Origin of the sequence: Tenacibaculum singaporense, assembly GCF_003867015.1 — a bacterium.
Lineage (GTDB): Bacteria > Bacteroidota > Bacteroidia > Flavobacteriales > Flavobacteriaceae > Polaribacter > Polaribacter singaporensis.
Map to the genome: position 1 here is coordinate 2,949,258 of NZ_CP032548.1, position 23,779 is coordinate 2,973,036.

At 35.0% G+C, this 23,779-nt stretch carries 14 protein-coding genes, 3 tRNA genes and 3 rRNA genes; 8 read left to right on the forward strand and 12 right to left on the reverse strand.

Translation table 11 applies throughout. The features are described from left to right. Positions 1 to 129 precede the first annotated feature (129 nt). The 6 genes from tsaD (at position 130) to D6T69_RS13130 (ending at position 7,271) form a co-directional block, all read left to right on the forward strand. Positions 130 to 1,158, forward strand: a complete 1,029-nt coding sequence (gene tsaD / locus D6T69_RS13105) for a tRNA (adenosine(37)-N6)-threonylcarbamoyltransferase complex transferase subunit TsaD (protein ID WP_125068200.1) — start codon at positions 130 to 132, stop codon at positions 1,156 to 1,158. A gap of 17 nt (positions 1,159 to 1,175) precedes the next feature. Beyond that, complete coding sequence (locus D6T69_RS13110; RefSeq protein WP_240628315.1) at positions 1,176 to 3,029, forward strand: LTA synthase family protein; 1,854 nt, start codon at positions 1,176 to 1,178, stop codon at positions 3,027 to 3,029. A 57-nt stretch (positions 3,030 to 3,086) separates the two neighbouring features. Beyond that, positions 3,087 to 3,752, forward strand: coding sequence for a M15 family metallopeptidase (locus D6T69_RS13115; RefSeq protein WP_125068202.1), 666 nt, complete (start codon positions 3,087 to 3,089; stop codon positions 3,750 to 3,752). 67 nt (positions 3,753 to 3,819) lie between these two features. Then, positions 3,820 to 4,494, forward strand: coding sequence for a hypothetical protein (locus tag D6T69_RS13120; RefSeq protein WP_240628317.1), 675 nt, complete (start codon positions 3,820 to 3,822; stop codon positions 4,492 to 4,494). 143 nt (positions 4,495 to 4,637) lie between these two features. Beyond that, on the forward strand, positions 4,638 to 5,633 hold the full coding sequence (gene pdhA, locus D6T69_RS13125; RefSeq protein WP_125068204.1) for a pyruvate dehydrogenase (acetyl-transferring) E1 component subunit alpha: 996 nt from the start codon (positions 4,638 to 4,640) through the stop codon (positions 5,631 to 5,633). A 3-nt stretch (positions 5,634 to 5,636) separates the two neighbouring features. Beyond that, a complete protein-coding gene (locus D6T69_RS13130) occupies positions 5,637 to 7,271 on the forward strand; it encodes a pyruvate dehydrogenase complex dihydrolipoamide acetyltransferase (RefSeq protein WP_125068206.1) in 1,635 nt (544 codons plus the stop codon). A gap of 70 nt (positions 7,272 to 7,341) precedes the next feature. Here the strand turns inward: D6T69_RS13130 and D6T69_RS13135 are convergent, their stop codons facing one another. From D6T69_RS13135 to D6T69_RS13185, 11 genes are all read right to left on the reverse strand, one after another. Next, entirely contained in the window at positions 7,342 to 8,592 is a 1,251-nt protein-coding gene (locus D6T69_RS13135; RefSeq protein WP_125068208.1) for a nuclear transport factor 2 family protein, read from the reverse strand. A gap of 103 nt (positions 8,593 to 8,695) precedes the next feature. Further along, positions 8,696 to 9,682 (reverse strand): AraC family transcriptional regulator, encoded by a 987-nt coding sequence (locus D6T69_RS13140; protein WP_164506728.1) that lies wholly within the window; start codon positions 9,680 to 9,682, stop codon positions 8,696 to 8,698. Between the two features lie 125 nt (positions 9,683 to 9,807). Further along, a complete protein-coding gene (locus D6T69_RS13145; RefSeq protein ID WP_125068212.1) occupies positions 9,808 to 10,353 on the reverse strand; it encodes a DinB family protein in 546 nt (181 codons plus the stop codon). A 51-nt stretch (positions 10,354 to 10,404) separates the two neighbouring features. After that, a complete protein-coding gene (locus tag D6T69_RS13150; protein WP_125068214.1) occupies positions 10,405 to 10,941 on the reverse strand; it encodes a Crp/Fnr family transcriptional regulator in 537 nt (178 codons plus the stop codon). 315 nt (positions 10,942 to 11,256) lie between these two features. Then, positions 11,257 to 11,365: ribosomal RNA gene (rrf, locus tag D6T69_RS13155) — 5S ribosomal RNA — on the reverse strand. A gap of 99 nt (positions 11,366 to 11,464) precedes the next feature. Then, positions 11,465 to 14,335 (reverse strand): 23S ribosomal RNA (locus tag D6T69_RS13160). A 190-nt stretch (positions 14,336 to 14,525) separates the two neighbouring features. Continuing rightward, positions 14,526 to 14,599: transfer RNA gene (locus D6T69_RS13165), tRNA-Ala, on the reverse strand. A gap of 90 nt (positions 14,600 to 14,689) precedes the next feature. After that, positions 14,690 to 14,763 (reverse strand) — tRNA-Ile (locus D6T69_RS13170). Positions 14,764 to 14,844: 81 nt separating this feature from the next. Next, positions 14,845 to 16,366 (reverse strand): 16S ribosomal RNA (locus D6T69_RS13175). The 16S, 23S and 5S rRNA genes sit together here with 2 tRNA genes alongside, the layout of an rRNA operon. An 899-nt stretch (positions 16,367 to 17,265) precedes the next feature. After that, the gene (locus D6T69_RS13180) at positions 17,266 to 18,330 is read right to left on the reverse strand and encodes a PA0069 family radical SAM protein (protein ID WP_125068216.1); all 1,065 of its coding nucleotides are present in this window, start codon (positions 18,328 to 18,330) and stop codon (positions 17,266 to 17,268) included. A gap of 176 nt (positions 18,331 to 18,506) precedes the next feature. Continuing rightward, positions 18,507 to 21,251, reverse strand: a complete 2,745-nt coding sequence (locus D6T69_RS13185) for a S8 family peptidase (protein WP_164506729.1) — start codon at positions 21,249 to 21,251, stop codon at positions 18,507 to 18,509. 147 nt (positions 21,252 to 21,398) lie between these two features. Here D6T69_RS13185 and D6T69_RS13190 point away from each other — a divergent pair, with 147 nt between their 5' ends. After that, positions 21,399 to 22,238, forward strand: coding sequence for a M57 family metalloprotease (locus D6T69_RS13190; RefSeq protein WP_125068220.1), 840 nt, complete (start codon positions 21,399 to 21,401; stop codon positions 22,236 to 22,238). A gap of 62 nt (positions 22,239 to 22,300) precedes the next feature. Here the strand turns inward: D6T69_RS13190 and aroC are convergent, their stop codons facing one another. After that, the gene (gene aroC / locus D6T69_RS13195) at positions 22,301 to 23,362 is read right to left on the reverse strand and encodes a chorismate synthase (protein WP_125068222.1); all 1,062 of its coding nucleotides are present in this window, start codon (positions 23,360 to 23,362) and stop codon (positions 22,301 to 22,303) included. Positions 23,363 to 23,654: 292 nt separating this feature from the next. Here aroC and D6T69_RS13200 point away from each other — a divergent pair. Beyond that, a tRNA-Ser gene (locus D6T69_RS13200) sits at positions 23,655 to 23,739 on the forward strand. The last annotated feature ends 40 nt before the right edge of the window (positions 23,740 to 23,779 follow it).

Sequence of the window (23,779 nt, forward strand, 5' to 3'; positions counted from 1 at the left end):
CTTATTTATAATACTATTAACAAAAGTAATCAGCAAACTGCAAAAATGCTGCCTTATTTTAAAGAAATGTTATTTTTAACTAAAATCTAACGTAATATCAATATTTTTGTAACCTAAATCCGAAAAGATTTGAGTTCAGAAAACATCTACATATTAGGTATTGAAAGTTCTTGTGACGACACAAGTGCTTCGGTAATTTATAACGGAAAAGTGTTAAGTAATGTTGTAGCAAACCAAGAAGTGCATGCTAAATATGGTGGTGTGGTTCCTGAGTTAGCTTCAAGAGCACATCAACAAAACATTGTTCCTGTTGTACAACAAGCTATTGAACAAGCTGGTATAACTAAAAACGATTTAAATTCAATTGCTTTTACTCGTGGACCAGGGTTAATGGGCTCATTATTGGTTGGTACTTCTTTTGCTAAGTCTTTAGCCTTAGGGTTAAACATTCCTTTGATAGATGTTAACCATATGCAGGCACATATTTTAGCTCATTTTATTGATGAAGAAGGAAGTAGAATACCTCCTTTTCCCTTCGTTTGTTTAACAATTAGCGGTGGACACACACAAATTGTAAAAATCACCAATCATTTTGAAATGGAAATTTTAGGTGAAACAATTGACGATGCAGTTGGTGAAGCTTTTGATAAATCTGCTAAAATTTTAGGTTTGCCATATCCTGGTGGACCTTTAATTGATAAATATGCTCAATTAGGAAACCCTAAAGCTTTTAAGTTTACCAAACCTAAAGTAGGTGATTTAGAATTTAGTTTTAGCGGATTAAAAACTGGAATCTTATACTTTATTCAAAAAAACGTAAAAGAAAATCCTAATTTCATCAAAGAAAACCTTAATGATATCTGTGCTTCTATTCAATACACTATTATTGAAATTTTGATGGATAAGCTTAAAAATACTGTAAAACAAACTGGCTTTAAACACATAGCTATTGCTGGTGGAGTTTCTGCTAACTCAGAAATACGAAAACGTTTAACTTTAGCTGAAAAACATTGGGGATGGACAACATACATTCCAAAGTTTGAATATACCACAGATAATGCTGCTATGATTGCCATTGCAGGATATTTAAAGTATTTAAACAACGATTATTCTGATATTTCTGTAACAGCTAAAGCTCGTTTAAAAGTTACAGAATAAATCTCCTTTATACTACAATGACTAACTTTAAAAACAGATTTCTTTTTAGCATTACCTATTACTTTTTATGGGTAGTATATTTTTTACTTGCCCGCTTTTTATTTTTAACATATTACTTTGATAAAACTTCTGAATTAAGTTTTTTTACTGCTTTAAAAACATTTCTATATGGTATTCAATTAGATTTTTCTTTTGCTGCATACTTGGCTGCTTTTCCTTTTTTAGTCATTTTACTTTCAATATGGATTCCTAAAAAAGTTATTGGCTATATTATTAAAGCTTATACTTTCCCTATTCTTTTAGTAATTAACCTGTTTATGCTAACAGACATTTCTTTGTATAAATTTTGGGGAGTTCGTATAGATGTAACAGTTTTAAATTATATTAATACCCCCAAAGCAATGTTAGCTTCTGTAAGCACTTTACAATTAATTGGTGGGCTATTTGCTTGGGTATTACTTTCGGTAGTTGCTATTTACTGTTTTAATAAGGTTTTAAACAAAGCCCTTAACAAATTAAATAAAAGACATTTTTTAGAAGCTCCTATATTTTTATTGTTAATTGGTAGCTTAATAATTCCTATGCGAGGTGGTTTTGCCAACATTCCTATTAATCAAAGTAACGTATACTTCTCAAAAAACATGTTTGCAAATCACGCTGCTGTAAATTTCATCTGGAACTTTGCTAACACGATTACTCATAAAACTGACGGTAAAAACCCGTATGTTCACTATAAAAAAGATATTGCTAAAAACATCATCAATAAAACTAAAAATCAGCTTTTAACAGCTAATACAGATTCGATCTTAAATACTAAAAAACCAAATGTTATTTTACTTATTTGGGAAAGTCTCTCTGCTAAAGCAGTTGGTGCATTAGGAGGTGAACCTGAAGTCACTGTAAACCTAAACAAACTAGCTAAAGAAGGTATTTTGTTTACTAATTTCTATGGAAATGGAGACAGGACAGATAAAGGGGTTCCTGCTATTTTAAGCGGCTATTATCCTCAGCCTACAAAAAGTATCATGAAAATTCCATACAAAGCAAGAAAGTTACCTATACTTACCAAAGAGATAAAAAAGCTAGGGTACAATACTAGTTTTTATTATGGGGGTGATAGTAATTTTGGAAACATGATCACCTATTTACGTAATGGTCAAATAGATAAGATTGTTGATGGAACTGAATTTGACAAAGAAAACTGGAATTCAAAATGGGGAGCACATGATCACATCTTTTTAGACCGATTTATGAAAGATTTATCTTCCCCTATCATTAAAGAACCTTTTTTTGAGGTGGCTCTAACATTAACCAGTCACGAACCTTACGAGTTCCCTGGTGAATATAAGTTTGGTAAAAGCTCTGTAGAGAATTTATACAGAAGTGCACAAGCTTATACTGACAAAGCTATAGGTAAGTTTATTGATGAAGCTAAAAAACAACCTTGGTGGGATAATACTTTGATTATTATTTTATCTGACCATGGACATCCATTACCTAAACACAAAGGTTACTTTAACTCTCCTAAAAGATTTCAAATTCCAATGGTTTGGTTAGGTGGTGCTCTTAACAAAACAGGAGTTACTGTTGATAATTTTAGTGCTCAAAGTGATTTAGCGTATACTTTAACTGACATATTAGGAGGTGATCCAAAACAATTTCAGTTTGGAAAAAATATTTTTAACGATTCTGAAAATCAATATGCACATTATGTATTTAATAAAGGATTTGGTATAGTTTCTAAAAACGGAACCTTTGTATACGATTATGTAAGCAAAAAACCTGTAATACAAGAAGGTAATTATCAACCTTTAGATTCTTTAGGAAGAGCTATTAGTCAGGACGCTTATCAAGATTTTTTAGATAAATAAAAGTTAATCTTTCATTAAGAAAGAAACTGTTAAAATCCATTTCATTACTTTTACCCTATGAAATGGATTTTAACGTTATTTTTACTTACTTCTTTAGCTATTCAATCTCAAAAATTACCTAAAGGTTTTTCATATATCAAAGACGTATCTCCTACAATACAAGGTGAATTAAGATACTGTCATAACAACAATTTTATGGGAGTTCCAGTTAATGGATATGAAGAAAATATTCTTATAGTTACCACCCCTACTGCTAAAGCTTTAAAAAAAGTTCAAGATGAATTAGCAACTAAAAAATTAGGTTTAAAAATTTATGATGCTTATCGCCCGCAAACAGCAGTAAACCATTTTGTAAAATGGGCTCGGGTAATCAACGATACATTAATGAAGCAACAATATTATCCTGAAGTTAATAAACGACATTTGTTTAAACTAGGATATATCTCTTCAAAATCTGGTCATTCAAGAGGAAGCACTGTGGATTTAACAATTATACACTTAGAAACAGGCGAAGAGTTAGACATGGGAAGTCCGTATGACTTTTTTGGAGCATCTTCTCATATTACTTATGAAAACCTTACTAAACAACAAAAAAGGAACAGACAACTACTACAAACTTTGATGCGTAAACATGGTTTTAGACCTTACAGTAAAGAATGGTGGCATTTTACCCTAAGAGGAGAGCCTTTCCCTAAAACCTTTTTTGATTTTCCTGTAAAATAACTAGTTTTAATCCTTTATTTTAAAATCACTTAAAAATCGGCATTATATTTGCTTAGATTTATTTACAATGATGAAAATAATACCAACACTTGTAATCATTTTTTTATGTAGCGTAACATCCAATGTTTTTGCACAGATGGATGGCTCAATTGGTGGTAAAAAAAAAGGAAACTCTGCTTTTGGTGTTATTACTGCACCTGCTAAAGAAGTAAAAAAACCTAAAGCGTTAGATTTTGATAATAACAATGGGTTTAAAACTGCACATAAAGAGCAACAAAAAGAACTTCAAAAAAAACAAGCTCAGAAAGATTTAGAAAACAAAGGAATTCTAACCAAAGCTAAAATAGCAGAAGAACAATACTTAAAAGCCTTCAAACAAATAAATGGTATGTATCAATACCCTGTTATTGATCAGGATTTAGGTAGTTTTAGTACCAAATCAAAAAGTGTTAATATTATTTGTAGAGATTATCAATACCCAGATGGAGACAAAGTCACTATTTATATAAACGATGTTCCTGTTGTTAGTAATCTTACACTAAAACAACAATATCAATCTTTTAATCTTCCTTTAGATGAAGGAATAAATACCATAAAGATTGTTGCTCTAAATCAAGGAACTTCAGGTCCTAATACAGCTGCTTTTAAAATATACAATGATGCTGGTATGTTAATTTCATCTAATGAATGGAATTTAGCTACAGGTGCAAAAGCTACAATTATTGTTGCTAAAGAACAGTAATTACATCTCTTTTTTCAACATAAAACCTTTCTTCAACTTTTAGTAATAAGTTTTTTTAAATTACTAAAAACTACTTATTTTTGTAGCTACGTTTTGCTACAGGTAAAACAAACAAACATTTAAATAAACAACTAAAGTATATAATGAAGAAAATCACCAAAGAAACCTATATCAACTGGTATAGAGATATGCTATTTTGGAGAAAGTTCGAAGACAAGCTAGCAGCAGTTTACATTCAACAAAAAGTTAGAGGTTTTTTACACTTATATAACGGTCAAGAGGCTGTTTTAGCAGGTTCATTACATGCAATGGATTTGACTAAAGATAAAATGATTACTGCTTATCGTAATCACGTACAACCAATAGGTATGGGTGAAGACCCTAAACGTGTTATGGCAGAGTTATATGGTAAGGCTACAGGTACTTCTCATGGTATGGGAGGTTCTATGCATATCTTCTCCAAAGAATACCGTTTCTATGGTGGTCACGGAATTGTAGGAGGTCAAATTCCTTTAGGTGCAGGTATTGCTTTTGGAGATAAATACAAAGGTAGCGATGCTGTTACTTTATGTTATTTTGGTGATGGGGCTGCACGTCAAGGTTCTTTACATGAAACTTTTAACATGGCAATGAACTGGAAGTTACCAGTAGTATTTATTGTTGAAAACAATGGATATGCAATGGGTACTTCTGTTGAAAGAACAGCAAACCATACTGATATTTGGAAGTTAGGTTTAGGATATGAAATGCCTTGTGGACCTGTTGACGGAATGAATCCTATTAAAGTTGCTGAAGCTGTAGACGAAGCTATTCAAAGAGCTCGTCGTGGTGACGGACCTACTTTCCTAGAAATGAAAACGTATCGTTATAGAGGTCACTCTATGTCAGATGCTCAACATTATCGTACCAAAGAAGAAGTTGAAGAATACAAAAAAATAGATCCTATTACTCAAGTTTTAGATGTCATCAAAGAAAAAGAGTACGCTACAGAAGATGAGATCAAAGCAATTGATAAAGAAGTAAAAGATATGGTTAAGGAATGCGAAAAATTCGCGGAAGATTCTCCATATCCAGAGCTTAATCAATTATATGATATGGTATACGAACAAGAAGATTACCCATTTATAAAATCTAAGTAAACTATGGCTACAATTATAAACATGCCTCGCTTAAGCGATACGATGGAAGAAGGAGTGGTAGCTTCTTGGTTAAAAAAAGTAGGTGATAAAGTTGAAGAAGGTGATATTTTAGCTGAAATCGAAACCGATAAAGCTACAATGGAATTCGAATCTTTCCACGAAGGAACTTTATTACATATCGGAGTTCAAGAAGGTGAAACAGCTCCTGTAGATAGTCTATTAGCTATTATTGGTGAAGAAGGAGAAGATTTTTCAGCATTATTAAATGGAAATACTTCTGCTCCTGCTGAAACAAAATCAGAAGAACCTAAAACTGAAGAGCCTAAAGCAACATCTACAAATACTGCTATTCCTGAAGGAGTAAAAGTGGTAACTATGCCTCGTTTAAGTGATACAATGACTGAAGGTACCGTTGCTTCTTGGTTAAAAAAAGTAGGCGATAAGATTGAAGAAGGTGATATTTTAGCTGAAATCGAAACTGATAAAGCTACAATGGAATTCGAATCTTTCAACGAAGGGACTTTATTACATATTGGAGTTCAAGAAGGTGAGAGTGCTCCTGTAGATAGCTTATTAGCTATTATTGGTGAAGCTGAAACCGACGTTTCTTCTTTAGTTGAAGCTCACAAAGCTGGTACTCTTACTAGTGGAGAAACTTCTGAAAAACAAGAAGAAGCTCCTAAAGCAACAACAGAAAATAAAACAGAAACAGTAGCTGCTCCCGTAGCAACTGTATCAAATACTAACGGAGGAAGAATTTTCGCATCTCCTTTAGCTAAGAAAATAGCTAAGGACAAAGGAATCAATTTAGCAGATGTTAAAGGTTCTGGAGAAAACGGTCGTATCGTTAAAAAAGATGTAGAAAATTATACTCCAGCAACTAAAGTTGAAGCTCCTGTAACTACAAGTACAGCTACAACTCCATCAGCTGTAACTAATTTTGCAATTGCAGGAGAGGAAAATACTTCAGAAGTTAAGAACTCTCAAATGCGTAAAGCAATTGCCAAGGCGTTAGGTAATTCTAAATTCTCTGCTCCTCACTTCTACTTAAATATTGAAGTAGATATGGACAATGCTATGGCTTCTCGTAAAACCATTAATGCAATTCCTGACACTAAAATATCTTTCAACGATATGGTTGTAAAGGCATGTGCAATGGCATTGAAAAAGCATCCACAAGTAAATACTAGCTGGACAGATAGCGATACTTTATTCCACAGTCATATTCACGTAGGTGTTGCGGTTGCGGTTGACGAAGGCTTAGTAGTACCTGTAGTAAAACATACTGATGCTTTAAGTTTGACACAAATTGGTGCTGCTGTACGTGATTTAGCTGGTAAAGCTAGAAATAAGAAAATTACTCCTGCAGAAATGCAAGGAAGTACATTTACAGTTTCTAACTTAGGAATGTTCGGTATTGAAAGTTTTACTTCAATCATCAACCAACCTAACTCTGCTATTTTATCAGTAGGTGCAATTGTACAAAAACCAGTAGTTAAGAACGGAGAAATCGTTGTTGGTAACACAATGAAATTAACCTTAGCATGTGACCACAGAACTGTTGACGGTGCTGTTGGTGCTCAGTTTTTACAAACATTAAAAACCTATATTGAAAACCCTGTTACTATGTTAGCATAGTTTTCAATAAAATTATAAATAGAAAAAAGCTCGCAAATTGCGAGCTTTTTTTATGAAGCTATATAAATTACTAATTTGAGTTTATAATTTTAATTACCTCATTTACCAATTTAGGAACCGAAGCTGGGTTTTGCCCAGTAACCAATCGTCCATCCACTTCAACATGTTCGTCTAGTGCATTTGAAAAAAAGAATTTTCCTCCATGCTTTTCTATTGTATCTCCAATTAAAAAAGGAAAGCTTTTAAAATATGCTCTATCTTTCTTTTCATGATCTTCAGGAAACCCATTTACCCGCTTGTTTTTTACCACATACTCTCCATTTGCTTTTTTCAAAAAGACAATTCCTGCCGTACCATGACAAACAGCACTGATAACACCTTCTTGCTTTTCATAAATATCCATGGCTATTTTTTGTATTTCCTTATTCTTAGGTACATTAAACATAGCACTACCACCCCCAACATAATAAATAGCTTTATAATCAGATGAACGGACTTGAGTAGGCTTCTTGGTGTTTTTTAACGCGTACATAAAATCACCATCATACAAATATTTTTTCTTCTTTTTTTCAGATGTATTTAAATATTTTAAAGGAATAGCACCACCTTCTGGACTTACAATATCTATATTAAAACCGGCATCAGTAAACATTTCATAAGCCAACATTATTTCATCAAAACTATTTCCTGTAGGAATATTTGTTCCTAAATAATAATCTGTATTTGAGACTACAAACAAAATTTTATTCCCTGTCTCATTAGAGGCTTCCCTAGTTGCTGTTTTACTTATAATTTTCCAATTATTCGCAAATTTCTTCAGTAAAAAAAGGTCTACAAATCTCCATTTTCGGTTAGGAATTAAAATTTCAACTTTTGCCGTAGCAATATCATTCGTTATATCAATAGAAATGATCTCTCCTATTCTACCATTAAACTCTCCTTTTTTGTTTGATGGAAAAAAATTTGAATATTCTTCAGTAGTAAACTGTTTAAAGCCATCTTTCCCTGTTAAATAAAGTGTTGCGTCTTTGTAAAAAGAGTTTTTAAGAGTATTCATTTTATTAAAAGAACTTCCTTCTATATAATTATTAAGCGTTTGTTCAATCAATTCTTTATCAAAAGGAGGTAAATTAATATCTGGACGATCTAAACTTTCATAAAATAAACGGTCGTCAGACACAAAACTCTTATCGTAGTTAATTACTTTTTGTTGTTTACTTCCATAAATACTAGCTAGAAGTTTCTCTTTAGTATCTTCTTTTACTTGTGAAAAACTAAATAGAAAAAAGAAAGACACTACTGCTGTACATATAAATTTCATTTTAAAAGATTTTAATTTGAATTCAAACCTCTTAAAACAATCTTCCTTTTTGATGATGTCCTATAATTTAGGCGTCCTAAATTATAATTCTGCACTAAAAACCTTATAAAAACTGCTTTTGATATTGAGCTGGGGTTTGCCCAACCACCTTTTTAAAAGTAGCATAAAAGTTTGATTTTGAAGAAAATCCAGCTTCAAAACCAATACTTTCTAAAGTAATTTTATGATTTTCTTTTAATAGTTTCTTCGCTTCCTCAATTCTGTATTCATTCAAAAATGTTGCAAAGCTTTTTCCAAGATTATCATTTAGAAATTGCGATAATTTATGAGAAGACACCCCTATTTTAACAGAAATATCAGACAGTTTTATAGCCGTATTTTTATACAACTCTTCTTCTTTCATTAAAGTATCTAATTGTAATTTTAAATAATCAGCTTCTTTACTTTCAATCTTTTTTGCAGAGTATTTTTCTGGTAAGTCTTTAAAAATAGACTCTCTATTTTTCTTAGAAAGAAAAAACAACACTAATCCATAAAAAACAAAAGAAAAAGTAACAGTTCCTACAAAATAGAAATAAAAATACCCTATGATATATGCTAAATAAATTAGCAAATTACTCATATAAACGGCTACCAACCATACTTCTGAAGTAGTACAAGTTTCTTTTTTTGAAAATAGTTTATTGAAAACATCTTTTAGGATAAAACCTGACATCACAACATAAATACCCCAAACCAAATAAATAAACTTAACAAAATAGGTATTCCAAAAAAGCGTGTCTATTGCATATGGCTTTATGATTCCTACTATAAGTATTACTAGGAATAATATTAAAAAATGAATTTTCCAGTTTAACGGAATTTTCTTCGTTTTTGTAACAGATGATTTTAAATAGTAATACAACGAGATTCCTATTAAAAAACAAGCCGATAGTCCTATTTGAACAATCCATAAATTTCTTTCCTCCCTAGGGGTAAATATTGTGTAAACGGACTTCCCTATTCGTACTGTTAAAAAGAAAGTTAACAGTCCAAATAAAAAATTAGGGACTCTTTTTGTTTTATCAAGCAATAAAAAATAGATACTCACCAAGAGACCATTAAAAACACCTAAAGAACAAATAAAAAAAAGTAGTGGATTGTCAAACATCATATCATTAGCAAAATACTCAACTAAAATATAAAATGATGCTATTATAACTAGGCATAATCTTATTAATTTTTCAACACCTTTTGAGCTTGAACTATATGACGTTCGTTATGATGAATTACAAAACGAAGCGTATCTCCTAATCTAAGTTTTAACAAAGGTAGTGTAATTGCTGTTTTAATTTTAGTCAAATCTTTTTGTTTGGCTTCTTCTAATAACTCTAACAATTTCTTCTGATTTTTTAAAAAGTTAGCTATTACTTCTTTTGTATTCAACCTTGAATATATAGGATTTTTACTCTTAAATGTATTCATAGTTTTCATACCCTTTTTCGGCAACATATCTACTGCAAATTTGTTTCCTAAATACCCAGGTCTAAAAATTTCTGATTTATGATATCTGGAGTTTTGCAGTTGCTTTTGTATTTCTTCATTGTAAAAAACTGCGTACATGTTTAAATGTTCCAAACACTCAACCACCGACCATGACTTCATATCTTTTTTTCTTTGCAAATCATCTTCTGAAAGTTCATTTAATGATTGCACAAATTTAATATGAGAATTTACATATTGTTTTAACTCCTCTATTAATTGTTCCGTTTTAAAAACCATCTTTTAAATTTTCTTCAAAATTGACTCTTTTATAATGAAAAATTCTTGAGGCTAATCAAGAGTTTTTAAAATTCTCGATAAAGTTTCTGGTGTCATTCGTAAATAAGAAGCAATGTATTTCAAAGGAATTTCTTGAAATACCTGTGGGCTTCTTTGCAAAACATTTTCAAAACGTTTTTGTGGTGAGTAAGTTATCAAATCTATCTCTCTTTCTATTTGTTGATACACAAAGCTTTGCAATAATTGCTCCCATACCTTCTTATTTTCTTCTGAAGCTTGCATAAGTGCTGAAAAAGATTTTTTAGAAATCCTTTTCAAACGACATTTCTTTAATGCTTGTATATAAAACTTCGTTGGTTGTTCGGTTAAAAAACTGTCTAGAGCTGTTATTATGGAGTTCTTGTATCCAAATCGAATCGTATGTTCTTCTTCTTCATCCTCAATAAAAACATGTAAACTGCCTTCTTCTACTAAGAATAAATCTGTGTTTATAGCTTCTTTCGTTACTAAATATTCATTTCTTTTAAGAACAATTTCTTTCTCCCAATTAGATTCTAAAATCTCTAAGAGTTTCTGATAAAAATCCATTAAAATAAGCTTGTTTGATTGGTTTGATGTTTATCAAATTTAGTAAATATAGTCTAGGTAAATTTATACCTTTTAAATATAAATTTGATACCTTCTGCACAATAATCCACTGAAAGTTATTGCTTAAATTATTTAGTCATTTAAGACTCATACAACAACGATTAAAAGATATAAATCAATTTCCCTGTAAAGAGCTTTAAAATAGTTTATATCTCTTTTATTTACTTTCAATAGGCATCAAACCTCCGCTATAAGTTTCTCAAAAATAAGAGCAAAAAAAAACCTCAATCTAATCAAAGATTGAGGTTTGTTAAAGAAAGGCAACGACCTACTCTCCCACCTGTGGCAGTACCATCGGCGCTAATGGGCTTAACTTCTCTGTTCGGAATGGTAAGAGGTGAGCCCCATTGCGATAATCACCTTAAATCGTTTCAGTATATCTCAACTGTAAAAGTTAACATATTAGTAAAATCATATCCTAAATCATCAAAGAGTTTGCTCCCGGCCACTAGGACCGGGATACGTACATAAGCCTATGGGTTATTAGTACTACTCGGCTACATACATTACTGCACTTACACCTATAGCCTATCAACGTGGTGATCTTCCACGACCCTTTAAAGAAATCTCATCTTGTGGTGGGTTTCGCGCTTATATGCTTTCAGCGCTTATCCCTTCCCGACGTAGCTACTCTGCAGTGCCCCTGGCGAGACAACAGATACACTAGAGGTCAGTCCAACTCGGTCCTCTCGTACTAAAGTCAGATCCACTCAAATTTCTAACGCCCACAGCAGATAGAGACCGAACTGTCTCACGACGTTCTGAACCCAGCTCGCGTGCCACTTTAATGGGCGAACAGCCCAACCCTTGGGACCTTCTCCAGCCCCAGGATGTGACGAGCCGACATCGAGGTGCCAAACCCCCCCGTCGATGTGAGCTCTTGGGGGAGATCAGCCTGTTATCCCCGGAGTACCTTTTATCCTTTGAGCGATGGCCCTTCCATGCGGAACCACCGGATCACTATGCTCTACTTTCGTACCTGATCGACCTGTATGTCTCTCAGTCAAGCTCCCTTATGCCATTGCACTCTACGCACGGTTACCAAGCGTGCTGAGGGAACCTTTAGAAGCCTCCGTTACTCTTTTGGAGGCGACCACCCCAGTCAAACTACCCACCACGCACTGTTCTCATTGCTGAGTTAGGCTCTAGATAAGCAAAGGGTGGTATTTCAAGGATGACTCCACAACGCCTAGCGACGCCGCTTCAAAGTCTCCCACCTATCCTACACATTACTTATCCAAAGTCAATACGAAGCTATAGTAAAGGTTCACGGGGTCTTTTCGTCCCGCTGCGGGTAATCGGCATCTTCACCGATACTACAATTTCACCGAGCTCATGGCTGAGACAGTATCCAGATCGTTGCACCATTCGTGCAGGTCGGAACTTACCCGACAAGGAATTTCGCTACCTTAGGACCGTTATAGTTACGGCCGCCGTTTACTGGGGCTTCATTTGATTGCTTCGCCGAAGCTAACAACTCCACTTAACCTTCCAGCACCGGGCAGGTGTCAGGCCTTATACATCATCTTTCAATTTAGCAAAGCCCTGTGTTTTTGATAAACAGTCGCCTGGATCTTTTCACTGCGGCCAACATTGCTGTTGGCGACTCTTCTCCCGAAGTTACGAGTCTATTTTGCCTAGTTCCTTAGCCATGAATCTCTCGAGCACCTTAGAATTCTCATCCCAACTACCTGTGTCGGTTTACGGTACGGGTTCTTATAATCTGAAGCTTAGAGGTTTTTCTTGGAAGCCTTTAGGCACACTATCCACGCATCCGAAGACTTGTGGTACTATCGTACTTCAGCTAGATCTGCGGATTTGCCTACAAATCTAATACCTACATACTTCAACGAGCTATTCCGTCAGCTCGCGGTGCTTTCATTACTCCGTCACCCCATCGCAATTATAAGAAGTACAGGAATATTAACCTGTTGGCCATCGACTACTCCCTTCGGATTCGCCTTAGGTCCCGACTAACCCTCAGCTGATTAGCATCGCTGAGGAAACCTTAGTCTTTCGGTGAGGGGGTTTCTCGCCCCCTTTATCGTTACTTATGCCTACATTTTCTTTTCTATACGTTCCAGCATACCTCACAGTACACCTTCAGCACATATAGAATGCTCCCCTACCACTTTAATAAGTCCATAGCTTCGGTAATATGTTTATGCCCGATTATTATCCATGCTCGACCGCTCGACTAGTGAGCTGTTACGCACTCTTTAAATGAATGGCTGCTTCCAAGCCAACATCCTAGCTGTCTGGGCAGTCAAACCTCGTTTTTTCAACTTAACATATATTTGGGGACCTTAGCTGATGGTCTGGGTTCTTTCCCTCTCGGACATGGACCTTAGCACCCATGCCCTCACTGCTGAGAAACATTTTATAGCATTCGGAGTTTGTCAGGAATTGGTAGGCGGTGAAGCCCCCGCATCCAATCAGTAGCTCTACCTCTATAAAACTTTTAATCAACGCTGCACCTAAATGCATTTCGGGGAGTACGAGCTATTTCCGAGTTTGATTGGCCTTTCACCCCTACCCACAGGTCATCCAAAGACTTTTCAACGTCAACTGGTTCGGTCCTCCACTGTGTGTTACCACAGCTTCAACCTGCCCATGGGTAGATCACTCGGTTTCGCGTCTACTACTACTAACTATAATCGCCCTATTCAGACTCGCTTTCGCTTCGGCTCCAGACCTTAAATCTTTAACCTTGCTAGCAACAGTAACTCGTAGGCTCATTATGCAAAAGGCACGCCGTCACACAGTAAATGTGCTTCGACCGCTTGTAGGCGTACGGTTTCAGGTTCTCTTTCACTCCCTTACTTAGGGTTCTTTTCACCTTTCCCTCACGGTACTAGTTCACTATCGGTCTTTCAGGAGTATTTAGCCTTACCGGATGGTCCCGGTGGATTCATACAGGATTACACGTGTCCCGCACTACTCAGGGTACTGCTATATCCTCTTCGATTACCTGTACGAGACTATCACTCTCTATGGTTCGTCTTTCCAAACGATTCCAGTTCTCTTAGATTCTAATGTCGCAGCCCTACAACCCCAATATTGCCGTAACAACATTGGTTTGGGCTAATCCGCGTTCGCTCGCCACTACTAACGGAATCACTTTTGTTTTCTCTTCCTATGGTTACTTAGATGTTTCAGTTCACCACGTTTGCCCCCTTGCGGGTAATACATCTTCAATGTATTGGGTTGCCCCATTCGGAAATCTACGGATCGATAGGTATGTGCCCCTCCCCGTAGCTTATCGCAGCTTATCGCGTCCTTCTTCGCCTCTGAAAGCCTAGGCATCCTCCATACGCCCTTATTTAGCTTATTGTACTTTTTGCTGTAGTATCTCTACTACAACGAGCTCTTTATAATTCTTGTTCTTATAAAAATATGTTGTTAGATGTTATCTAACTCTCTATCTTGATTCTTTACGATATCATTTTACCAATATGTCAATGAACTTGTGGCGTGTCGCCACTGACAAGTATTTAAACTTCGTGGACAACTTAATGCCGTTGTGGAGAATATCGGAGTCGAACCGATGACCTCTTGCGTGCAAGGCAAGCGCTCTAGCCAGCTGAGCTAATCCCCCATACTTCTAGTGATGAGTTTTTAGTACATGAGTGAAGCATTTAATCACTCACTCAACCTCTAGAATTTCCTTTACTAAGTCTTAAAATTGTAGTCTCGGGCAGACTCGAACTGCCGACCTCTACATTATCAGTGTAGCGCTCTAACCAGCTGAGCTACGAGACTATTAAGATCTTAGTCTATTTTTTAAAATTAACAGCAAAGAGTAAAATAAAACCTCTTATGTAACTCACCATCTTTCTCTAGAAAGGAGGTGTTCCAGCCGCACCTTCCGGTACGGCTACCTTGTTACGACTTAGCCCTAGTTACCAGTTTTACCCTAGGCAGCTCCTTGCGGTAACCGACTTCAGGCACCCCCAGCTTCCATGGCTTGACGGGCGGTGTGTACAAGGCCCGGGAACGTATTCACCGGATCATGGCTGATATCCGATTACTAGCGATTCCAGCTTCACGGAGTCGAGTTGCAGACTCCGATCCGAACTGTGATATGGTTTGTAGATTCGCTCCAACTCGCGTTGTGGCTGCTCATTGTCCATACCATTGTAGCACGTGTGTAGCCCAGGACGTAAGGGCCGTGATGATTTGACGTCATCCCCACCTTCCTCACGGTTTGCACCGGCAGTCTCGCTAGAGTCCTCAGCTTTACCTGCTAGCAACTAACGATAAGGGTTGCGCTCGTTATAGGACTTAACCTGACACCTCACGGCACGAGCTGACGACAACCATGCAGCACCTTGTAAAGTGTCCGAAGAAAAAGCTATCTCTAGCCCTGTCACTCTACATTTAAGCCCTGGTAAGGTTCCTCGCGTATCATCGAATTAAACCACATGCTCCACCGCTTGTGCGGGCCCCCGTCAATTCCTTTGAGTTTCAATCTTGCGATCGTACTCCCCAGGTGGGACACTTATCACTTTCGCTTAGTCACTGAATATAAACCCAACAACTAGTGTCCATCGTTTACGGCGTGGACTACCAGGGTATCTAATCCTGTTCGCTCCCCACGCTTTCGTCCATGAGCGTCAGTATATACGTAGTAGACTGCCTTCGCAATCGGTATTCTAAGTAATATCTATGCATTTCACCGCTACACTACTTATTCTATCTACTTCCGTATAACTCAAGTCAACCAGTATCAAAGGCAGTTCCATAGTTAAGCTATGGGATTTCACCTCTGACTTAATTGACCGCCTGCGGACCCTTTAAACCCAATGATTCCGGATAACGCTTGCACCCTCCGTATTACCGCGGCTGCTGGCACGGAGTTAGCCGGTGCTTATTCTTACAGTACCGTCAAGGAACTACACGTAGTTCTGTTTCTTCCTGTATAAAAGCAGTTTACAACCCATAGGGCAGTCTTCCTGCACGCGGCATGGCTGGTTCAGAGTTGCCTCCATTGACCAATATTCCTCACTGCTGCCTCCCGTAGGAGTCTGGTCCGTGTCTCAGTACCAGTGTGGGGGATAATCCTCTCAGACCCCCTACCTATCGTCGCCATGGTAAGCCGTTACCTTACCATCTAGCTAATAGGACGCATAGTCATCTTGTACCGATAAATCTTTAATTATAAACTGATGCCAGTTCACAACACTATGGAGTATTAATCTTCATTTCTAAAGGCTATCCTCCTGTACAAGGCAGATTCTATACGCGTTACGCACCCGTTCGCCGGTCGCCGACATCTAGCAAGCTAGATTCGCTGCCCCTCGACTTGCATGTGTTAAGCCTGCCGCTAGCGTTCATCCTGAGCCAGGATCAAACTCTTCATTGTATAATCTTTAATATTATAAATGTTAAGTTCCAAAAGAATTTCTAACTTCGTAGAAGTTATGGCTATTCTACTCTTTGTTTTACGCTGTCAATTTCAATATTTTCAATGAACGTATCGAGTCGATACTGACAAGTACTTTACATACTCCGTCTCTAAACTCAATCTCTTGTAGAAACACTAGACTCGAACTAGTAACTTATCGTCTTCCAAAATTTCTGTGATCGTGTCGCTTTGTGAAAGCGGATGCAAAACTACAAACTCTTTTTAATCTGACAAAACTTTTTTTGAAGTTTTTTTCGCTTGTTTTTGCTACACTATTTTAATGAACTAATTCCCTAAAAATCGGACTGCAAAGATACTCACTTTATTTATTAATAAACAAGAAAAATTTAAACTATTTTTTAACCTTTTCCTTTAAATATCTTAAACCCTATTTTAATGAACTCTCACTAACTTCTTAGCTTACCGCTTTTCCGTTTGCGGGTGCAAATATAGATACCTTTTTCCATTCAACAAGTACTTTTTCTACCTTTTTTCACCACCTTCTTTTAATCCGCTATAATCTAACACTTTATATCCGAAAGTTTTTTCTAACCAATCAAAACAATACCTACTCTTTCACATATAAAACATCTTTTAACTACTATCATTAACACTAAAGTGACTTACAAGTACTATATATGAAGGTAACAAATCGCGTTAGGGATTAAAGCGGCATCCTTTTGTTTTTGACTTGCGATAGCATCTCAAGAACAAAAGATATAGCGGAAAGCCCGACATTTAATGTTATTGAGCCTAAGCGAAAATAACCATTAAATGGAACGCCCTTAGTAATAAAGGTGCTTTTTAGAAATACATTATATATATAATGTAGGTAATTTCCTTTTATAAAATATTATTTAAAACAGTGTTGTTTGATTAGTTTGGTACTTATCAAATTTAGTATAATCTAGCGGAGGGAGTGTTTTATCTTTTAAATACAGTTTTCTTGCCAGCTTAAATTGTGTATTTATTTGCTCTGCTATTTTTCCTTCCCCTCTCATTCTACTCCCATAACGTGAATCATTCAACGAGCCCTTATGCGTGTCTTCTATTTGATGCAGTATTTTGTTTGCTCTATCGGGGTAGGTTTTTCTTACCCAATTGGTAAAAATTTCCCCAATCGCTCCATTCAAACGTACTATCGTATATCCAACTGACGCTACTCCTAACTCACTTACTTTTTTTACTAATGGTAATATTTCATGACTATTGATTGAAGGTATAATTGGCGCCATCATAACATTAACTGGAATATTATTTTCCGTTAATGTCTTAACTGTTTCTAATCTTTTTTTGATTGTTGCTGTTCTTGGCTCTACTACTCTTCTTGTTTCTTCTGATAACGATGTGATTGATATACTCACTCTCACTAAATTCATAGCTGCCATTTCTTTTAAAATATCTAGATCACGAAGTATTAATGCATTTTTTGTTATCATACTTACTGGATGCTTTAATTTTAATAGCACTTGTAGCATTTTTCGTGTGATTTCAAGTTTCTTTTCTACTGGTTGGTAACAGTCTGTATTTCCTGAAAACATAATATTTTGGGGTTGCCAATTACGGCTTCGCAACTTTTTCTCTAATAATTCTGGCGCATTGGCTTTGTACAATATTTTTCGTTCGAAGTCTAACCCTGCTGAATACCCCCAATATTCGTGTGTGTTACGCGCATAGCAATATATACATCCATGCTCACAACCTTGGTATGGATTCATTGAATATGAGAACCCAATATCAGGACTCGTTACTTTATTCAAAATTGTTTTGGGGTGAATTTCTAAATAAGTTGTTTTATTATTGTCTGCTAATTCATTTTCAGCTTCACAATAATTTAAAAAGTCATCTAACACCTCGTGTTGATGTTGTATAAATTTATTGTGTGTGTTGTGTTGTGCACCACGCCCTTTAATGTAGTCCATAATCATTTCTAAATAAAATATTATAAAATTGTCTTTAGAATGACTTTATCGAGAACAGGTTCGTATAAACTTCTCGATACAATTTCGATAGAGTATCGAAATCATCCGAAGTGACTTTGTAAAATTACAAAAAGTAACACAAAAGTTTTAGTGTTCTTAAATATTATTTATAGCTGTCAAGGTTTTACTAGTATTTTCTTTACTGCTATTTGTTGCCCTTCTTTTAATATACGAACAAACAGTAAACCTGTTTTAAAGTTTGGTATAGGAATGGTTTGCCTGATTTTTTGAATTTTGTTTGTATAAATTATTCTTCCTGTGACATCTATAATTTCTATATCTAAATTATTCCCTCTTGAATACACAAACATTCCTTCTGAAGCTATTACAGGATTTGGATATATTTTTAAAGTATTATCAAAAGGGAACTCTATTTTTATACTATCTGTATATATTTCTGTTCCATTATCAAGAATAATTTTAGCCCTATATTCATTTTCTCCACCTAAATTTTTTTCATCTTCTGTTTGAAGATCTTGTAAACTAGGCATTGTATATGTTTGAATTACTTCTGTTTCTCCGTTGCGTGTTTTTTCAAAGACAACCGAAGCTACATTGGTCAAAGTACTTAAACTTAATCGAACATCTACTACATTTTCATTTTTTACAAAGGCTAAAAAATTTTTGTAATAACAGTTTACTCCTTGCGAGTTGTAGTTTATTGTTTGTCCTTTAACTCCTACTCCTCCATTAAAAACTGGCGTAACTGATATATAAGGTGTTTTAAATGTGTTTTTTGGAATTACAATATTTGTTTCACTTACTGTTGAGTTGGTGTACATATAAGCATCTTCTAACAATTGTACATTATATGCTGTTACATTTGGAACTGACTCCCAGCTAAATTGAATATTTTCATCACAATTAAAATCGACAGTTGGTGTAATGACTTCTGAAATTACAAATTCTTCAGATGTATAATACACTCCATTTACCAAAGCTCTTAATTGAGCCACCCCGTTAACATCTGGAGTATTCCAAAGAAAAAATGGTCTTGTAATATTTGCAGCGTTTACTATTTCTGTCCAACCTCCACTATTAATAGAATATTCTATTTTACTTATAGGGAAATCTAAGTTATTGGTCCATCGTACATATTTGTCCGTTACAGCTGGTAGCTTATCCTCTTTATTAGGATAATTCCATGTAAAGGTATCTTTAGGCTGATAAAAATAAGCGATAGAAAATGTTTGCGTTGCTGTTACTAATGAATTTGCTTTTACTTTTATACTATATGTCCCTGTCGTAGGGTTATCAATTGTAATTAATTCTATATTATTCAAGTGATCTTCTCCTTGCGTAGCTTCTTTTTCTAACGAACTTTTGGATGGTGACGCATCCAACACCCAAGGTAACCATGAATTTGCACCACTATTCACTTCTAAATCTAGATCATTTATCAACGCTTTATTGTCATTAACATTAGCAGGAACATCATTCCAAACTAACGCTACTCGTATTTCTTTTGCTGTTGTATTTATAGGAATTGAATATTCTTTTATTTCATTACCAGAAATTTCATCATTAATATACCTTCCATTTTCTAAAATACTCATGCTTTGAGAACCGTTTACATTACCGTAACCGCTTTTAAAGTCAATTCCTTTTGAACCAACATCGTCAGCTCCCGCAATTAATACAGATTTTAATAATGCCGAAGAAGGAAATTTGTTTGTTTTCTCTTTATATTTATGTTGTAGCAAGGTTGCTACGCCAGAAACTATCGCCGCCGCATCTGATGTTCCATCCGGACCGTGTGCTACCAATTCTGGTTTCACCCTACCGTCATAAGCAGGTCCTTTTGAACTTCTCGTACTTACCGCTAACTCTTTATTTACCCCTCCAACAACTAAAACATTTTTAGCCATTTTATAGTTTCCTGTCATATTAGCATACCCTTCTACTCCTTGATAAACTCCCTCATTTGATGCTACTTCTCCTGTATTTCCAGAAGAAAAAACATGAAGTAGTTCAGGTATATCAATTGTACTTTGGTCATAAGCATTTGCCTCAGCTCCATAGAAGTTTTCTATCTCTGTTCCGTAAGAATGGTTTTGAACAAATATATTATTACTAACATAATAAGTATCATTATCAGGTAGTAGTGTACTGAAGTCTGAAGATGATAAATAACTATGATTAGCAACTCCTTTAGAGTTATATGCACTATTTCCTGCCCCTCCTATTATAGTGGCCATTGATGTTGCATGACTAGAAACATCCTCTGCTTCACGTCCATATAGTTTTACTCTATTTCTTAAATCTATATCTTCTACATCAAACAACAGTTCCTTTACAGAAACAGTTACTCCTTCTCCATTAATAGTTTTAAAGTTATTTTGAAGCTTATATATATTATTAACACTTAAATCTACTTTTTCAATCGGTACTTTTTCTAGGTTAGGAGCAATTTGAATATCTATATAAACAACCTGATACATGGAGGTTAATTTACCTATATCAGCTGAAGATACTTTAAGGGTTAAAATATCTTTATACTTGTGTTGTACTTCAATACTTATATTTTTTTCTTTTACTTCTTCTAAGAACAGCTTTGAATTCATTGTTTTAACAACAACCTTTACCTGTTTATTCTTTTTCTTTGGCAATCCTGAAACTCTATATGATTGTTTCCAACTATCATTTATATCAAATAACTTTCCTTTAAAAGAAAAAGGTTTTTCTTTTTTTGTTATTATAAAAAAGTTTTCGTCTAATTTTCGTATTACATTAACTTCTTTCTCATTGAAAATCAGGTCTTTTTTATGAATTAAATAATATTTTTTTTTCAACTCTTTTTCCTGATATTTTTTGGGTTCTATTTTTTTTACATAATCAGGAAAATCAACTTGTGAGTGCATTTTAAATGTTAAAAACATTCCGAAAACAAAAAGAAAAAACAGCCTCATAAAAATATATTATTAACGCAAATAAAACACTTTTTTTGCATATTCCATTATAAAAACATACATTCGTTGAAATTTTTTAATAAAAACCCTTTCAAAAAAATGAAAAATTTAAATTCACAACTATTAAGCCTTTTGGCTTTTGCAGTTATTTTGTTTACTGCATGTAACTCTTCAGAAGAGACTATTCCAAACAACGAAACTAGCGAAATTACGCCTGAAATAGTTTCAAAACTACAAGCTGCTTATTTCGAAACTTCTTCAGCTAAAGTAACTACCTTTATGGGAGAAAAAGGTGTAGCTGTAGAAGACATGTTCTTTACTTTTGCTCAAATTGATGAGTTAGGTGAAGGTTCAAACATTCCAAACACTGAACATTACCGAACTACTAACTTAGTAACTGGTTTACCTAGAGTTATTACAGTAAGTGTTTCTCCTGATTTAGGAACTTTAGGTTCTGATGCTTTAGACAAAACTATTGTTATGTTAAACAATTTAGGTTCTCAATTAACTTACCAAAGAGTTTCTTATGGTGGTAAAGGTAAATCTAAGGCTGACATTGAAGTTAATGAGTTTTACGAACTAGAAAGTGGTGGATTTATCACTTTAGGTAGAGCTGCTGGTTTCCCAACTAGAAAAGGAGATCCTGCTAAAGGTTTTGGTATTAACAGTAGATGGTTTGAATTATCTATTGCACCTACTTCTAGTGAACTTGCTGGGACAATGGCTCATGAAATTGGACACTGTATTGGTTTCCGTCATACAGATTATCAAACACGTGAAAGCTGTGGACAAAATGTTAATGAAGGTAGCGCTGGTGTAGGAGCTATTCATATTGCTGGTACTCCAACTGGATCTGACAATACTTCTATTATGCAATCTTGTGGACCTGCTACTACATTTAACAATAACGATAAAAATGCGATGTTAACTCTTTACTAGAAAGAGTCGTGTTTTTAAGATATTTAAAAGCCCAGATACATGTATCTGGGCTTTTTATTTTTTTAAACTTTTCTAGTTTTATTCATTAACCAAAAATCTGCGAGTACTAAAGCTGTTAACGCTTCTACAATAGGCACAGCTCTAGGCACTACACAAGGATCGTGTCTTCCTTTTCCGTGTATCTCGGTAGCTTCACCTTTTGAGTTTGTTGTTGCTTGATTTTGCATTATTGTAGCTACTGGTTTAAATGCTACTCTAAAGTAAATATCCATCCCGTTAGAAATTCCTCCTTGAATTCCTCCTGACAGATTAGATTGCGTTGTTCCATCCGGATTAAAAATATCGTTGTGTTCAGAACCTTGCATTTTTGCACCACAAAAACCACTTCCAAATTCAAATCCTTTTACAGCATTGATAGACAACATGGCTTTTCCTAACTCTGCATGTAACTTATGAAAAATAGGTTCTCCTAAACCAACAGGTACATTTTGTGCTACGCAGGTTATTGTTCCTCCAATTGTATCACCTGCTTTACGTATTTCATGAATTTTAGTAATCATCTTTTCTGCAGATGCTTCATCAGGACAACGAACAATGTTACTTTCAATTTTAGAAAAATCTAAATCTTGATATGGCTTTACCATAAAAACATCTCCTACTGATGATGTAAATGCATTTATATTAATGTGATTGATTAATTGCTTTGCCAGCGCTCCTGCTACAACCCAATTAGCGGTTTCTCTTGCTGATGTTCGTCCGCCACCTCTATGGTCTCTAATTCCGTATTTTTTATCATACGTATAATCGGCATGTGAAGGACGGTACACATCTGTATTATGGTTATAATCTTTACTTTTTTGATTTATATTCTTTATTACAAAGCCTATTGAGGCTCCTGTAGTCACTCCTTCAAAAATACCTGATAAAAATTCAACCGTATCTGGCTCTTTACGTTGTGTCACTATTTTAGATTGTCCTGGCTTACGACGATCTAATTCTTGCTGAATAGCATCAAAATTAACTTTTACTCCTGCAGGGAATCCATCAATCACACCTCCAATTGCTATTCCATGAGATTCACCAAATGTAGTTAGCTTTAAAATATTTCCAAATGAGTTAAACATACCTTATTATTTGTTAAGACGAAGGTAGAATTTATTTACTAAAAACGATAATTTTCATTCTTATAATTATCGGTTAATCCATTATCGCACCCTATTATGTGTTCAGTTTATTTTTTTATTTATTTTTTTAAAATTTTATTTCACACCAAACTTATTGATAGCAAAAGCATTACGTTTCATAACACTTTTAAAGCTTAAATTTTATTAAAAAAAGTAGCAAAAAACTTTTTTAGAATTGAAAAAAGGTCATATATTTGCACCCGCAATCAGGAAATATCTGATGAGGCACTCAGGAGAAATGGCAGAGTGGTCGAATGCGGCGGTCTTGAAAACCGTTGTCTGTAACAGGACCGGGGGTTCGAATCCCTCTTTCTCCGCAAGTCCGAAGCGAAAGCTTCGGATTTTTTTTTAGGGGAT